Source organism: Shewanella colwelliana ATCC 39565 (assembly GCF_000518705.1).
Classification (GTDB): Bacteria; Pseudomonadota; Gammaproteobacteria; order Enterobacterales; family Shewanellaceae; genus Shewanella; species Shewanella colwelliana.
Genome location: NZ_JAEC01000008.1, coordinates 66,342 through 80,076, shown reverse-complemented (window position 1 = coordinate 80,076; position 13,735 = coordinate 66,342). Strand labels below are relative to the sequence as shown.

Genomic DNA, 13,735 nt, shown 5'->3' with positions numbered 1-13,735 from the left:
GTTAGGTTTATCGATAAGAAAACGGCGCTCATTGAGCGCCGTTTTTATTGAGATGTACGATATACTGCGCTGGCGTTATCCGTCTTAAACGTTTAAAGGCACGACTAAAACTCTGTGTATTGGCGTAACCGAGTAGGTCACTAATCTCCTCAACGCCTTTGCCCTCCATCATGTATTTAATCGCTTGGTTACTGAGGATATAGCCACACAAGCTATTAAAGTTAAACCCAAATTGCACTAAGCGACGTTGTAACTGCTGCCTGGACAACCCATAAAGTGCCGCGATTGCGTCGACCTTAGGTAAACCGTAGTAGCGAGAATAGTTAATCATCTCATACAGGACTTTTGGGAAATCATGGGGTTGGGGCATATCTAAATAGCAGCCAAACTGTGCAAGCGAGACTGTCGTCTGACTTTGATGCGTCCCTTCCCACTGGTTAACCTGTAGCAATGATTCAATATCGAGCCAAATCTCAACCTGTGACCCACTCCAACTCACCTGACAACCGAAATAGTCTAACTGTTTCTGGTGGCCTAATGAGGCGCCGCACAGCAAGACTTTAAGAGGTGAATATTGTGCCCCTAAAAAGTGACGTAACACGTGCACTAACGTGATCGCTACCCGCAGTGCGTCGTGAGAACGAGCCTCTCCCATTACATAGGGGTTGCTATAACACCATTTTAGTAACTTACCCGATTGAATCACGTAATAGCTGGCCCCAGACTGAAAACTCGCTAATCCATGATTGATTCGCCTAACCGCCACGGCTAAATCTGGCGCACTCAAGAACCAGTTATTAGGCAATGCAAGATCGGACAGATGAAGATGCTCTGCAATCGACAACATAAAGGTGTCATCTGCGGATTCATGGGCAATCGTCTCAAGCCAACGCGCAACATCTGTAAACGGGATTAATGCCATTGGCTCGGCTAACAATGCGTGAGGAATATCAAGTTGCTGTGGCGTAATACCATATTGTTGCTGTACCCCATAAAGCAACGCCCGCACGTAACACACTCTAATAAATGATGTATCCATCGCCCCGCCAAAACAGTCTAATTAACTCCAAAAATACCATAATTTGATGTAGTTAGCCTTTAGTTATTGTGTTAGTTGGAGAAGCTATCAAAATGGCTGACTATTTTTATCCCAGAGGATGTTTATGAGTCTACTCAGTATGCCCTTCGTCGACACCAGTGTAGATACCACACTGCATGTCATAGCGACCTTTGTCATGGTGGGCACTATCGCTGCATTAGCCTATGGTTTTTGGAAAATTCATGAGCTGCCGATCAACAAGGCTCACCGCGAGCAACACCAGCAACTAGGTTTGATAACCATACTGACTTGGATAGGCTTTATCTGGCATTGGGTATGGGTGTTAGCGGTTTGCGTTGCCTTTGTCGATAGCGAGAAGGCACTGCGAAGAGTTCGCGATATTTGGCGCGAGAAAGAGCCACCACACCCCACTGAGGACAACAAGCATGCTTGAAGGTTTAGCGGTTTGGGCACTCTTTATCTACCTGCTGCGCTTAGTGGGTATGCCTTGGAATCAATACAGTAAAAGCTTTGCTTATCTAGGTGGCGGTAGCTGGCTACTTTTTGTCTGGGCTGGACTACTTAACTACACCCCTATGGACCTCTCAGGTGGCTCGTTGGTGCAGTCTCCTCATATTCAACTCAGGCCTGCATCGAGTCAAATCAAGGGGCAAGTTAACCGTATCTACGTCAAGCCAAATCAACGAGTCGAGGCCGGACAGCTTATCTATGAACTGGATGACCAGCCTTATCGCATCGCGTTAAATAAAGCCAAAGTGGCTCAACAGAGCGCGGATGTTCTACTTGCCATGGCGAAAGAAGATGTAAACGTTGCGCGTAAACAGCGGCAAGCTACCCTTGCCGATATCACTATTAGCCAAAATCAGCTGGCGGCGGCTAAAAAAGATCTGGCTTGGAAGCAAACCACCCTTGCGCGTTACGTGGAACAAAATCGAGTCGTTCCCGATACCATCACCAAAAGCCAACTGGATGAGCAGCAAACATCGATTGATTTGGCTCAGGCGCAGCACGACACTTTTGTCACTCAAATAGAAAAGGCCAAACTGACCGAAAACAAGGCCAAGTTAGACATCAAAAAGGCACAGCTCGCGGTACAAAGTCGCCGCTCAGGTCTAGCGTCAGAGATAGAAAATGTGGCCAAAGCGCAATGGGACCTAGAGCAAACTAAAATCTATGCCCCTGCAGACGGTTACCCGACTAACTTTATCATGCGAGAAGGGCAATTTATTGGTGTCGTACCACGAATTCAGATGTATACCGATGAAAAGTATGTGCTGATGCGAGTTAATCATCAGGCGATTCGTAACGTTAAAGTGGGCCAACAAGCGGAGTTTGCCTCAGCTGTCTACCCAGGAAAAATCTTTACCGCCGAAGTCGAAGGGATCATTGAAGCCACAGGTGAAGCACAGGGGAACCTGTTTGCACGCGATGACAATGTGCGCCAAACCACAGGCCAAAACCTTAACAACAAACACCATTTTGTTCGATTAAGGCTAACCGAAACCCAAGGCTATGACATTCCCGTTGGCGCGGTGGGGCTCGCCTGGATCTCCGGCGAGAAACCTATCAGCTTCCTCGCCTTTCTCGACGTGATCAGAGGCATAGTGATCCGCATGAAATCGCAAATCTATTACTTCTATTCACTTTAAGCTTCCCGGCGTGGTGCAGTGGGCAATGATGCCAATCAGTATTAACCGCTGCACCATAGCCTCTTCCTCACTTGCCAAGTAAAACTCTTGGTTTTGACATAGACAGTCACCAGAAAACAGGCTTAACTAAATCAATAACGCGACTATTTTTCTGCGCGACGTTTAAGGAATTCACGATGAAGATCTCAAGTTATCAGCATGGCGCTCCATGCTGGATAGAGCTCGCAAGCGAAGAAGCACTCTCTGGCAAATATTTCTACAGTTCACTGTTTAATTGGCAACTCAAAGATATGCCGATCCCAGAGGGGATCTATACCATGTTTGCCATCGATGATGACGATATCGGCGCCATGTACCAGCTTCCTCAAACACTCATCGACGATAATATCCTCACCCATTGGACCATCTATTTTGCGGTGGATGACTTAGCCAGCAGCATAGAAGCAGTGAAAACTAACGGCGGAAAAGTATTGATAGGTCCCCATTCTGTGGGAGATGCTGGCCAAATGGCTCAATGCCAAGATCCTGAAGGTAGCGTATTTTCACTGTGGCAAGCCGGGCAACATATGGGGTCAATGCGCAACAATGAGGCCAATACCCTTTGCTGGGTAGAACTGGCATGTCGACAGCCGCAGATGGCTAAAGCATTTTATGCCCAAGTGTTAAAATGGCAGGCCAAAGAGACACCGATGGCAGACTTTAACTATACCCAGTGGCTAGTCGATGGCACGGCTATCGGCGGTATGATGGTGATGAATGAAGAGTGGGGGGAGATGCCACCTCACTGGATGCCATACATCATGGTCGATAGCTGTGATGCCACAGCCGCTAAAGCCGCAGAGATTGGCGGTAAAGTCTGTGTGCCTCCCACAGATATTGAGGGCGTTGGACGATTTTCGGTACTCAATGATCCACAAGGCGGTTTTTTCTCTGTGATTAAGCTAAACGAGTAGTCTTTGTCAGTAGAAAGCATTAATTTACACTAAGCCTTTAGTTTATAACGTTGTATCACTACATTTTTTTAGTTAGTTTATTGGGTCTGTGTTGTCTGACAGCAACCAGAAAATGAACAACAATTTAATCAGGGATGTATACAATGCTAAAAAAATGGATAGTGGTACTGATACCCGTTGCCGTCCTCGGCTTAAGCGGTTGCGCCTCGACAAGTGACACCGACGCTGATTCTGTAGCGAGCAACAGCGCTGCGAAGAAAACAACTAAAGAGTGCACCAAAGTCAGAGCCACAGGCTCAAACATCAGTCGTTGCAAAAAGTAATATTCCCTCTGTTAACGGTGTGAGCACTCTCCGTTTACCCACCGTAAACGCTTAATTGGCCACATCCACATGGGATTGATTTGCGAGTGACAGAAAAAAGCACTGTATTTACAGTGCTTTTTTTATATTCCTCTCTATCAACCTACAGACTAACTTTTAGCAAGCTTACGCCCATAAATAATGAGGTACAGCGCTGGTAAAACAAACAGCGACAACAGGGGCGCTGTCACCATGCCGCCAACCATAGGTGCTGCAATCTTCTGCATCACCTCATTTCCCGTCCCGCTGCCCCACATGATCGGCAGCAAACCAAAAAAGATGGTTGCCACTGTCATCGCTTTGGGACGAATACGCATTACAGCACCGTGAATTAACGCCTCACATAAATCGCTACGACTGTGGTAACGCCCAGCTTCCTTACGATCTCGAATGCTGTTATTAAGGTAAACCTGCATCACTACGCCAAATTCGGCCGCCACCCCTGCAAGCGCGATCATCCCAACTGAAACTGCGACCGAAAAGTTGAAATCTAAGAAATAGAGCAGCCACGCACTGCCTACCAAAGAGAATGGCAAACTCAACATGATCACCGAAGCTTGCACAAATGAGCTAAACGTCATCATCAATAGCATAAAGATCACGGCCAGCATTAATGGAATTACCAGCTCCATTTTCGCCTCGACTCGCTGCATATACTCATATTGACCAGCAAAGCTGTAGCTATAACGCGGTGGTAGCTGGATCTGCTCATCCAGCGCAGTTCTTGCCATCGCAATATACTCGCCAATGGAAATATCTTTCAGGTCGACAAACACCCAACTGATTAGGCGACCATTTTCACTGGCGAGCATGGGCGCACCATCGCTAATCGTAATACTGGCCAAATTGCCTAGCGGGATGTACTTGCCCGTTTTGGTGAGTACTGGTAAGTCTTTGATTTTTTCTATATTGTCACGCAGTTCACGCGGGTAACGGATATTGATGGGGTAGCGCTCTTGTCCCTGAATAGACTGCCCCACTTGCATACCACCAATGGCCATACGCACCACATCTTGGATATCCTTTAAGGTCATGCCATAACGGGCGGCATTTTTAAGATCCGGTTCAATATCAATATAGCGTCCGCCACTGGTGCGCTGCGCAAAAGCCGACATAGTGCCAGGTAAGCCACTCACCACAGCCTCTATTTCAGTGCCGATACGTTGCAACTCATCAATGTCTGAGCCTGATATTTTTATGCCCACAGGTGTGCGCACCCCTGTCGATAACATATCAATACGCGTCTTAATCGGTTGTACCCAAGCGTTGGTCATGCCTGGTACCCTCACGGTTTTTTGTAGCTCAGCGATGATACCTTCCAACGTCATCCCTGCACGCCAGGTATCACGCGGGTTGAGCATGATAGTGGTTTCTAGCATGGTCAACGGAGCAGGATCGGTGGCGGTCATGGCGCGCCCGACCTTACCAAAGACACGTTTTACCTCAGGCACAGTTTTAATCAATCGGTCAGTTTGCTGTAAAATCTCCGCCGCTTTACCTGAGCTCACCGCGGGTAAGGTTGTCGGCATATACAGCAGATCGCCCTCTTCTAGCTCAGGCATGAATTCTGACCCCATCTGACTAAAAGGATAGACCGCACTGCCTAATGCAATCAGTGCTACTAAGATACTCACCTTAGGAAAGCGCAGCACTAAGCGTAACGCAGGTTCATAGATAGCGATCAGCACCCGACTAATAGGGTTTTTCTTTTCATCGGGAATTTTACCGCGCACAAAATAGCCCATCAATACCGGTATCAAGGTGATGGCTAAAATGGCACTGCCCGCCATGGCAAAAGTTTTGGTAAATGCCAGAGGATGGAATAAGCACCCCTCTTGCGCCTCTAAAGCGAACACAGGCACAAAGCTGAGAGTGATGATCAGCAAACTGAAAAATAGCGCTGGACCCACTTCGACTGACGCTTTACGCACCAACTCCCAATGCGCCTCACCCTGTGGCACCTCACCATTGTGTGTGGTGCGGTAGTGTTCCAGATGCTTATGCACATTTTCGACCATGACGATTGCCGCATCCACCACAGCACCGATGGCAATCGCAATGCCGCCCAAGCTCATGATATTGGCATTCACTCCAATGAGGTTCATCACAATAAAGCTGATCAAAATAGAAATAGGCAAGGAGATAATTGCCACTAAGGTTGAGCGAGCATGCAGTAAAAAGATTAAGCAGATAAGCCCCACAACCAGCATCTCTTCAATCACTTTATGCTTGAGGTTATCCACCGAATTTAAAATCAGCTCAGAGCGATCATAGGTAATAATAATCTCTACGCCATCGGGCAGACCATTTTCAATCTCTTTGAGCTTCTCTTTCACATTATTGATGGTCGTCAGAGCATTCTCGCCGTAACGCATCACTACGATACCGCCAACCACTTCGCCCTCACCATCGAGCTCGGCAATACCACGACGAGCCGCAGGCCCTGTGCGCAGCTGTGCCACGTCTTTCATCAGGACTGGCGTGCCCGACTCCGAGACGATACCCAGTGGGATCTCGGCAAAATCGGCTAAAGTTTGTCGATAGCCTGAGGAGGTGATCATATACTCGGCTTCCGCCATCTCTATGACAGAGCCACCCGTTGAGCTGTTTGAGTTGTCTAACGCATTTTTCACTGTCATCAAATCAATTTGATACAGCGCCAGCTTATGGGGATCGACAATGATCTGGTAAGACTGTTCCATACCACCAATGGTGGCAATTTCTGACACGCCAGCCACACTCTGCAACTCCAGTTTCAAGAACCAATCTTGCAATGAACGTAGTTGTGCTAAATCATGCTGGCCTTTACGGTCAACTAACGCATATTGAAATACCCAGCCGACGCCAGAGGCATCTGGCCCTAGTGTGGGCGTAACACTATCGGGTAGTTGGCCTTGAGTTTGCGACAGGTATTCCAACACCCGCGAGCGCGCCCAATAGATGTCTGTGCCATCTTCAAAGATGATATAGACGTAGGAGTCACCAAACATCGAAAAACCACGCACGGTTTTCGCCCCTGGCACTGCCAACATCGCTGTCGACAAAGGATAAGTGATCTGATCTTCTACCAACTGTGGCGCTTGACCAGGATAGGAGGTTTTTACGATCACTTGGACATCGGATAGATCCGGTAGTGCGTCTAATGGGGTGGTCCGCATTGCTTGGTAACCGACTAAAGCAATCACCGCAGTGAGCACTAACACCATCACCCGCTGCCTAATCGAAGCGCTAATTATTTTCTCTAACATAACGGTCTCCGATTAATGGTTGGCATGAGGGTCAGCTGTAGCGTCACTATTGCTGCCACTCAATCGCTGCAAGCTACCTTGAATGCTCGCTTCAGAGTCCAGTAAGAACTGGCCTGATACGATGACTTTATCGCCAGCCTGTAAGCCTTCAATAATCTCAGCTTTCCCCTGAGCAATCATGCCAACTTTTACCGTCACTGAGGTAAAGCGATTATCGTCACGCTGCACCACCACTCGATTTTCGCGACCAGTGAGGATCAATGCTTCGGTAGGCACGGTCAGCACACCACGTTTAGGGCCACCAAACAGTTTAACGTCCACTAAAGTGCCAGGCTTAAGCAGCTTGTCGGCGTTTTCAAGCTTAATGCGCACCCGCATAGCACGTGAAACGGGGTCCAGTTCTGGGTAGATGTAGTCAATACTGGACGCTAAATCAAATAAGCCTTGCGCCGCTGATGTCACCTCAACTGGGCGTCCGGTTTCAAGCCAACTTTGCTCATTTTCAAACACATCGGCAATAACCCATACACTACTGAGGTCGACAATCTCAAACAGGGTGTCGCCGGGCTGCACATACATGCCATGACGTACCGATAATTGACTGACAAAGCCATCTTGCTCCGCATAAAAAGGCACCCGATAAATGGTTTCGCCAGTGCGCTCTAGCTGTTTAATGGTTGCTGATGTCACCCCTAATAGCTCAAGGCGAAGACGCGCTTTACGTAATAGCGACTCTCCCCTCACCTTGTCTTGCTTTAGGTAGTCTTTTGCCTGCATATAGTCATCTTGGGCATTGATAAGCTCAGGTGAATAGAGCTCGTATAACAACTGCCCCTTTTTAACTTGCTGACCAATATTGTGCACCATTAAAGATTCTATCCAGCCATTAACACGGGTATGCGCATGACCTATCGCGTTCTGGTTGTACTCAACGGTGCCAATAGTTTTAACTAACTTCCATAGGGTCCCTTCGCCAACGGTTTCACTGCGCATGCCTAATGCTTGCTGCATGCCTCCCGATACGCCAACAACCACCTCTTCGCCCACTTCACCCAAGGTGACTTTTTCAAGGTTCATCCCGCAAATAGGGCAAGTGCCGGGCACGTCAGACACCACATGTGGATGCATTGGGCAGACATATTTCACATTGCCATCGCCACTGCTTTGAGCCGCTGGCATTAATGTCGGCTTAGGTTGGTTGAGTATCTCGTCGGCCTGACTTGATACGGGCAGCCCTTCAGTTTGCTGATGGGCTGCGTGGGGATCAGAGAGGCGCTCCTCCTCTTCCTCTTCAACTAAGAACATATTGCACTTAGGACAACGGCTACCCGCTTGATGACTTATCTCTTCTGGGTGCATTGGGCACACATAAGTTTTCTGCTCAGCAACCGCTTGGCTATCGACACCATCGGCCTCTTGTTCCACTAAGAACATATTGCACTTGGGACAACGACTACCCGCTTGATGACTGGTCTCTTCTGGGTGCATTGGGCACGCATAATTTTTCTGCTCAGCGCCGTGTTCATGACTCTGATGGTTTGATAGCTCCGTTGCCGCTAAACTCGTCGAGCTCAATGGTGCAGTAACTAAAAATAGGCTTAAAAGATAAGCCGCCTTTTGGCGCTTATTGGATAAATTTAAATGACTCATAATGCCTCACTTCCACTCAGTAACTAGTGATGTTGGTGCTGAGCAGGGCTGCTAGCAGTTTTTACTGGTTCCAAATTCATGCCACATTTAGGGCAAGTATCGCCTTTACTCCCCGTCACTTCAGGGTGCATAGGGCAATCATATTTGGCCGTTACTTTGTGGTGTTTTTGATGCTTTGGACAGTTATCACACTTGCTTTTTTCATGATGCACATTGGCATCTGCTGCGTGCTTACCATGCGGGCAGTTTTTAGTGTCAGCGGAACCTTTAGCGACCTCGAGGTTCATGCCACATTTAGGGCAGGTATCCCCTTTTTTGCCAGTCACTTCAGGATGCATAGGGCAATCATAGTTTTGTACAGCTTGCTCACCATGAGCATGCTGGTGTGCAAACGCCATCGGCGCTGACATTACAAAAAGAAAAGCGGTTAGCACTAAGCTGATAAGGGTTTTCATTCATTGACTCCATCATAATGGTAACCGTATTGCCTCCCTTGAGCCCTAATTAAGACAGCAACCAAGGATAAACAATGAACGGCTAATATAAAGCAATTATCGTTATAAATCAGTTTGGTGTTAACGCTTTTTGCCATAGATTATCTTTGCTCTTGTGTGGACACAAAGTAGCACCTACGGATAGCACTCACCGAACTGTTACGGATGACTAAATAATTTTTGTGTTAGATAACGCGATCGCAAACCTGACCATGCAGGCAGCACAAATAGAGCACTATTAAGCGATTGGAGGTCGGAGATCGGAACCTAACGAGATGGAGTGAAAATGAGGCATTTGAGTGGCCAAGATAGACTCTGATCCGTTAAAGCTAGGCCAAGACTTCACGGTAAATAGTGTTCCTGTCACGGAGATCACCAAACAATGATTACAATCTCCCTTGCAATATCCATTGCCTTCACAGCAATGCTGAGCCGCGGGAAGCACATTTTGCTCGGCATCGCAGCAGTGAGACTTCATCTGTGTTGGAGACGAATGACAGTTGGCACCATTTTCCATCTGCATTACCATCGGCATCTCATCCGCTTGTGCATAAGACACCATAGAAAAGCCATTAGACAGCAATACCTGACCCAGCATGCTGAGCAAAGTAATGATGACGAATGTATGGTGACGCAGCATTTTACGCATGACGCTTCCTGATAATGAGATGGATTAAGTCTATCACGATAATTGAAAACAACCTTGACTGAATTCACATAATCTAAACAAGTCAGTTTACTGAATTAAGTAAAATTGCCAATTAAAACGGCTATTTGGATATCCATATCATCGCCATCAACTCCTGATGATTCAGCAGTGCCAGCGGCTCAACCTGCCCATCACTGCCAATAAGCGTCACCTTTGGGCGCTGAATAAATGCCCGCGCTTCCTGTTCACTATCAATGTTCGGTAGCGTGATGCGATAATGAGCGTCGGCCGCCAACTCTAAGGTCAAGTAAAGCGGATCCGACTTTATCCAGGCGCCAGAATCATCGGCGTTATCAGCAAAAATATCACGATAGGTCAACTCAATTAGCTGCCTTCCCTTGTTAAACTCAAACGTATTAGCGCCTTGAGATGGCACATCATTGTGCACTTCAAGCACATCGGGAAAGGTAATACTCGCAGCTGCAACGGACGCGCTTGCAAACAGTAAAAATGCAACCAATGCTGTAGCAATAGTAGATATAGATTTCATAATACACTCCAAAAACATATAGGGATGTCTAACATTGAGGCCATGTTCATGCGCTATATGCAGCACGGCAACAGCCTATATTCTGTAAGGTAAATATATGAATGTTAGGGTTTAGCTTATTGGAGGGGGAGAAGTTTGAACGAGTTCTGCGGTTTGCAGTGACCAAGAGGCACTATCGATAGCGCCACCTAAGTCAATGCTAATGACCAAAAGATTAGGTTCGATTAACGATCCTAATGTTGAGGCGCAATGGGCCATACAATTGCCACTTCCAAGTGCGTCACACACTGCTTGGCAATCGATCATCGATAACAATTTTGAATCCGCGGTTAAATGCATGCAAGGTTCATCACCATGGGATTTGGCCATCACTGACTCATCGACCATGGAAGAGGCCAGCGCCTCAGAGCGGCTATTATCACCCATCGACATCGCCGTCATTTCATGTTGACCATGTAACAGCGTCAGTAAAGCACTCGGCATCGCCATCGCTGGAGTCAGAATAAACTGCCCCATCAGCGCGATAATCAAGAATGCTTTTGCCAAGTTAACCATCATTTACTGCGGTTGCCCAAAATAGTTTTTATCGGTTATTGCAGTAGACCTGGAATTAAGCAAAAAGGTTCAACGCACTGCAAAATAATTCTTTGAAGGTCACATCGTTGTCATACTAAAGCAGGACAATTCACCAACAAAATCATTACCAAGCAGTAAAAGATACGACAAACTTGTCATATTGTTGTGGATGGATTAACTTTAGAGTTTGCGCATATATATTGAGCAAATTCAGATATTCTTGCTTATGTAATATAGAGTTAGAGCTAGCTCTCATTTTGTAGCTTTAAAGCCAGATCAATCAGCCCAATCTGGTTATACTCACCGTTACAGAGATGAAGTAAATATAATAGATATAATAACTATATTATTTTGGAGATAGAGTGATGAACTGGCGTGCACTATTTAAACCAAGCGCAAAATACTCAATACTAGCCCTACTAGTTGTTGGTATTGTTGTCGGTGTTGTGGGCTACTTTGCTACACAGCAAACCTTACATGCTACAAGCACAGATGAATTCTGTATGTCTTGCCACAGCAACCATTCACTAAAAGATGAAGTACTGGCTTCTGCACACGGTGGCGGACGAGCGGGTGTTACCGTTCAGTGTCAAGACTGTCACTTACCACATGGCCCAGTTGACTACCTGATCAAAAAGATCATCGTATCTAAAGATCTATATGGTTTCCTTACTATCGATGGTTTCAACACCCAAGAGTGGTTGGATGAAAACCGTAAAGAGCAAGCTGATTTAGCACTTAAGTATTTCCGCTCAAACGACAGCGCAAACTGCCAGCACTGTCACACACGAATCTACGAAGATCAGCCTGAAACTATGAAGAAGATGGCGAAGAGAATGCACGCCAACAACTTTAAGAAAGATGCTGACAAGCGTAAGACCTGTGTTGACTGTCATAAAGGCGTTGCACACGTTTATCCAAAAGGATAAGCATCAATTTTCAGCACTAGCCTGAAAATATGAACCCAAAAAAAGCCTCATTATGAGGCTTTTTTATCTGCTTAAACGGTTACCTAATCTGTGGCAAACTGACGTAAGTGCCTTCAAACTTGGCACAGCACCTATCGCCACTATAAAGTTCCACCGACAAGTTCACCTTCGCTTTTTGCCCCTCTGCCAATACTGTTAAATCAACCTCTGGCCAGCTTACTTTCGCCACAGGGTTAGCATCAACAGGAGCAAGATAGCGTATATCCGCTTTCGCCAATACTATGTCGCCTTCGACCTCAGATAAGCGTTGATTAAGCCACACCGCCCCCCACCCCGTTAAAGTCATCAAGGTGTAGATGCTGCCAGCAAACATGGTGTCGTGAAGATTGAGATTCGGGGCCAAGGGCGCAGACACACTAAAGGTGCCGTCGCGGTATGCCTCTGGTGTTATCTGCATAAACTGGCTTACGGGTATAGTGCGATGCCAAGTGGCCTGCAACTGGGTAAGCAATGCATCATTAGCCATACTACACCTGCAAGTTAAAGGTCACAGGGCCATCATTAACCAAACTGACCTGCATATCTGCCGCAAACTCACCGGTTTGGGTATTGACGCCTTTATTCCGGCAAAACGCCACGAACGCTTCATAAAGAGTATTCGCTTGATCCGGCGTGCCAGCGCCTGAGAAACTAGGCCTCAGGCCGCGCCCGGTATCGGCCGCTAAGGTAAACTGCGACACCACCAATAAACTGCCACCAACCTGTTGTAAATTAAGATTCATCTTGCCATTGTCATCACCAAAAACTCGATAACTCATCACCTTAGTGGCCAGCTTCTCCATCTTAGCCAGATCATCGTCGCGCTCGACACCGAGCAACACCAATAAACCTTGGTCGATGGCGCCAATGGTTTGGCCCGCTACATCGACCTTGGCCTGTTTCACACGCTGTATTAACGCAATCACGATTTCTTATCTCCCAGACTTAACACCCAATATCAAGGCATTACTGGCATAGGTTTAATCAGCTCTTCGGCACTATTAGGCAATGACTTTGCCACTTGCTTGAGGGCATCGTCAGTCCATATCAAGAAACGACGTAGCTCTTCGAGCTCAAGGGTACCCACAAAGGTCGCGGCGCCTTGGACCTGAATCACCTTACCGTTGTCGCGCAGGGTGAACTTCGCAAAGTTTAACTTGTGATTTAAGCTGCCAATTAACACCATTAAATCTTGGCTGTTTGCTAGCTTAGGGTGTACCGCGTAATAGCGGCTAGCTAAAATTCTATCGACACCTTGCGGATTTAAGCTAGGCTGCAATACAAATTGATGGCCGCCCAATTGTACTCCGATGCGGTTTGATGCGACCTTTTTCGCCATATAGTTCTTATTAATCAAAGAGACCAGTAGCGCATCCGTCGCCAATTCATTACTCATGCCACTTAAGTACACCTTTTCTGGCACTTGATTAACGTCAGGCGCAGTTTCTTTGGTATCAGTCATCGCGCAGCCGCACAATGACAACACTACACTAGCAATTATCAGTTTTTTCATCCCATCTCTCTTTCTTCATATAGGCGCATCATGCGCAGATTGATCATTACATTTATTCTGATT

Annotated in this window: 15 protein-coding genes; 5 read left to right on the top strand and 10 right to left on the bottom strand. The window is 46.9% G+C overall.

Annotated elements, in window-relative coordinates:
- Positions 1 to 28: 28 nt before the first annotated feature.
- Entirely contained in the window at positions 29 to 1,039 is a 1,011-nt protein-coding gene (locus L876_RS0106040; RefSeq protein WP_028762976.1) for an AraC family transcriptional regulator, read from the bottom strand.
- 124 nt (positions 1,040 to 1,163) lie between these two features.
- On the opposite strand from L876_RS0106040, the gene L876_RS0106035 reads away from it, so the two are divergent.
- The 4 genes from L876_RS0106035 (at position 1,164) to L876_RS22395 (ending at position 3,985) form a co-directional block, all read left to right on the top strand.
- Positions 1,164 to 1,493, top strand: a complete 330-nt coding sequence (locus L876_RS0106035; protein ID WP_028762975.1) for an MFS transporter — start codon at positions 1,164 to 1,166, stop codon at positions 1,491 to 1,493.
- Positions 1,486 to 2,709, top strand: a complete 1,224-nt coding sequence (locus tag L876_RS0106030) for an HlyD family secretion protein (RefSeq protein ID WP_028762974.1) — start codon at positions 1,486 to 1,488, stop codon at positions 2,707 to 2,709. Before L876_RS0106035 ends, L876_RS0106030 begins: the two co-directional genes overlap by 8 nt.
- Positions 2,710 to 2,885: 176 nt before the next feature.
- Positions 2,886 to 3,662, top strand: coding sequence for a VOC family protein (locus L876_RS0106025; protein ID WP_028762973.1), 777 nt, complete (start codon positions 2,886 to 2,888; stop codon positions 3,660 to 3,662).
- 143 nt (positions 3,663 to 3,805) lie between these two features.
- On the top strand, positions 3,806 to 3,985 hold the full coding sequence (locus tag L876_RS22395; protein ID WP_081730639.1) for a hypothetical protein: 180 nt from the start codon (positions 3,806 to 3,808) through the stop codon (positions 3,983 to 3,985).
- Between the two features lie 149 nt (positions 3,986 to 4,134).
- Here L876_RS22395 and L876_RS0106015 read toward each other — a convergent pair whose 3' ends face one another.
- The 6 genes from L876_RS0106015 to L876_RS21205 all read right to left on the bottom strand — a co-directional run bounded on the left by L876_RS0106015 (position 4,135) and on the right by L876_RS21205 (position 11,173).
- Positions 4,135 to 7,272: an efflux RND transporter permease subunit gene (locus L876_RS0106015; protein WP_028762972.1), complete on the bottom strand. Its 3,138-nt coding sequence runs from the start codon at positions 7,270 to 7,272 to the stop codon at positions 4,135 to 4,137.
- 12 nt (positions 7,273 to 7,284) lie between these two features.
- Positions 7,285 to 8,922: an efflux RND transporter periplasmic adaptor subunit gene (locus L876_RS21210; RefSeq protein ID WP_051412959.1), complete on the bottom strand. Its 1,638-nt coding sequence runs from the start codon at positions 8,920 to 8,922 to the stop codon at positions 7,285 to 7,287.
- Between the two features lie 23 nt (positions 8,923 to 8,945).
- A complete protein-coding gene (locus L876_RS0106005) occupies positions 8,946 to 9,377 on the bottom strand; it encodes a heavy metal-binding domain-containing protein (RefSeq protein ID WP_028762971.1) in 432 nt (143 codons plus the stop codon).
- A gap of 277 nt (positions 9,378 to 9,654) precedes the next feature.
- On the bottom strand, positions 9,655 to 10,065 hold the full coding sequence (locus L876_RS0106000; RefSeq protein WP_028762970.1) for a hypothetical protein: 411 nt from the start codon (positions 10,063 to 10,065) through the stop codon (positions 9,655 to 9,657).
- A gap of 121 nt (positions 10,066 to 10,186) precedes the next feature.
- Positions 10,187 to 10,615: a DUF2057 family protein gene (locus L876_RS0105995; protein WP_051412957.1), complete on the bottom strand. Its 429-nt coding sequence runs from the start codon at positions 10,613 to 10,615 to the stop codon at positions 10,187 to 10,189.
- Between the two features lie 111 nt (positions 10,616 to 10,726).
- Positions 10,727 to 11,173 carry a hypothetical protein gene (locus L876_RS21205; protein WP_037428097.1) on the bottom strand — a complete coding sequence of 149 codons (447 nt, stop codon included), beginning with the start codon at positions 11,171 to 11,173 and terminating at the stop codon, positions 10,727 to 10,729.
- Positions 11,174 to 11,556: 383 nt separating this feature from the next.
- Here L876_RS21205 and L876_RS0105985 point away from each other — a divergent pair, with 383 nt between their 5' ends.
- Positions 11,557 to 12,120, top strand: coding sequence for a NapC/NirT family cytochrome c (locus L876_RS0105985; protein WP_028762968.1), 564 nt, complete (start codon positions 11,557 to 11,559; stop codon positions 12,118 to 12,120).
- Between the two features lie 79 nt (positions 12,121 to 12,199).
- On the opposite strand, the gene L876_RS0105980 is transcribed toward L876_RS0105985, so the two are convergent.
- From L876_RS0105980 to L876_RS0105970, 3 genes are read right to left on the bottom strand one after another with little or no spacing between them, the layout of a single operon-like run.
- Positions 12,200 to 12,646 carry a thioesterase domain-containing protein gene (locus L876_RS0105980; RefSeq protein WP_028762967.1) on the bottom strand — a complete coding sequence of 149 codons (447 nt, stop codon included), beginning with the start codon at positions 12,644 to 12,646 and terminating at the stop codon, positions 12,200 to 12,202.
- 1 nt (position 12,647) lies between these two features.
- Positions 12,648 to 13,085 (bottom strand): D-aminoacyl-tRNA deacylase, encoded by a 438-nt coding sequence (dtd, locus tag L876_RS0105975; protein ID WP_028762966.1) that lies wholly within the window; start codon positions 13,083 to 13,085, stop codon positions 12,648 to 12,650.
- A 32-nt stretch (positions 13,086 to 13,117) separates the two neighbouring features.
- The gene (locus L876_RS0105970; RefSeq protein WP_028762965.1) at positions 13,118 to 13,672 is read right to left on the bottom strand and encodes a hypothetical protein; all 555 of its coding nucleotides are present in this window, start codon (positions 13,670 to 13,672) and stop codon (positions 13,118 to 13,120) included.
- Positions 13,673 to 13,735: the final 63 nt, after the last annotated feature.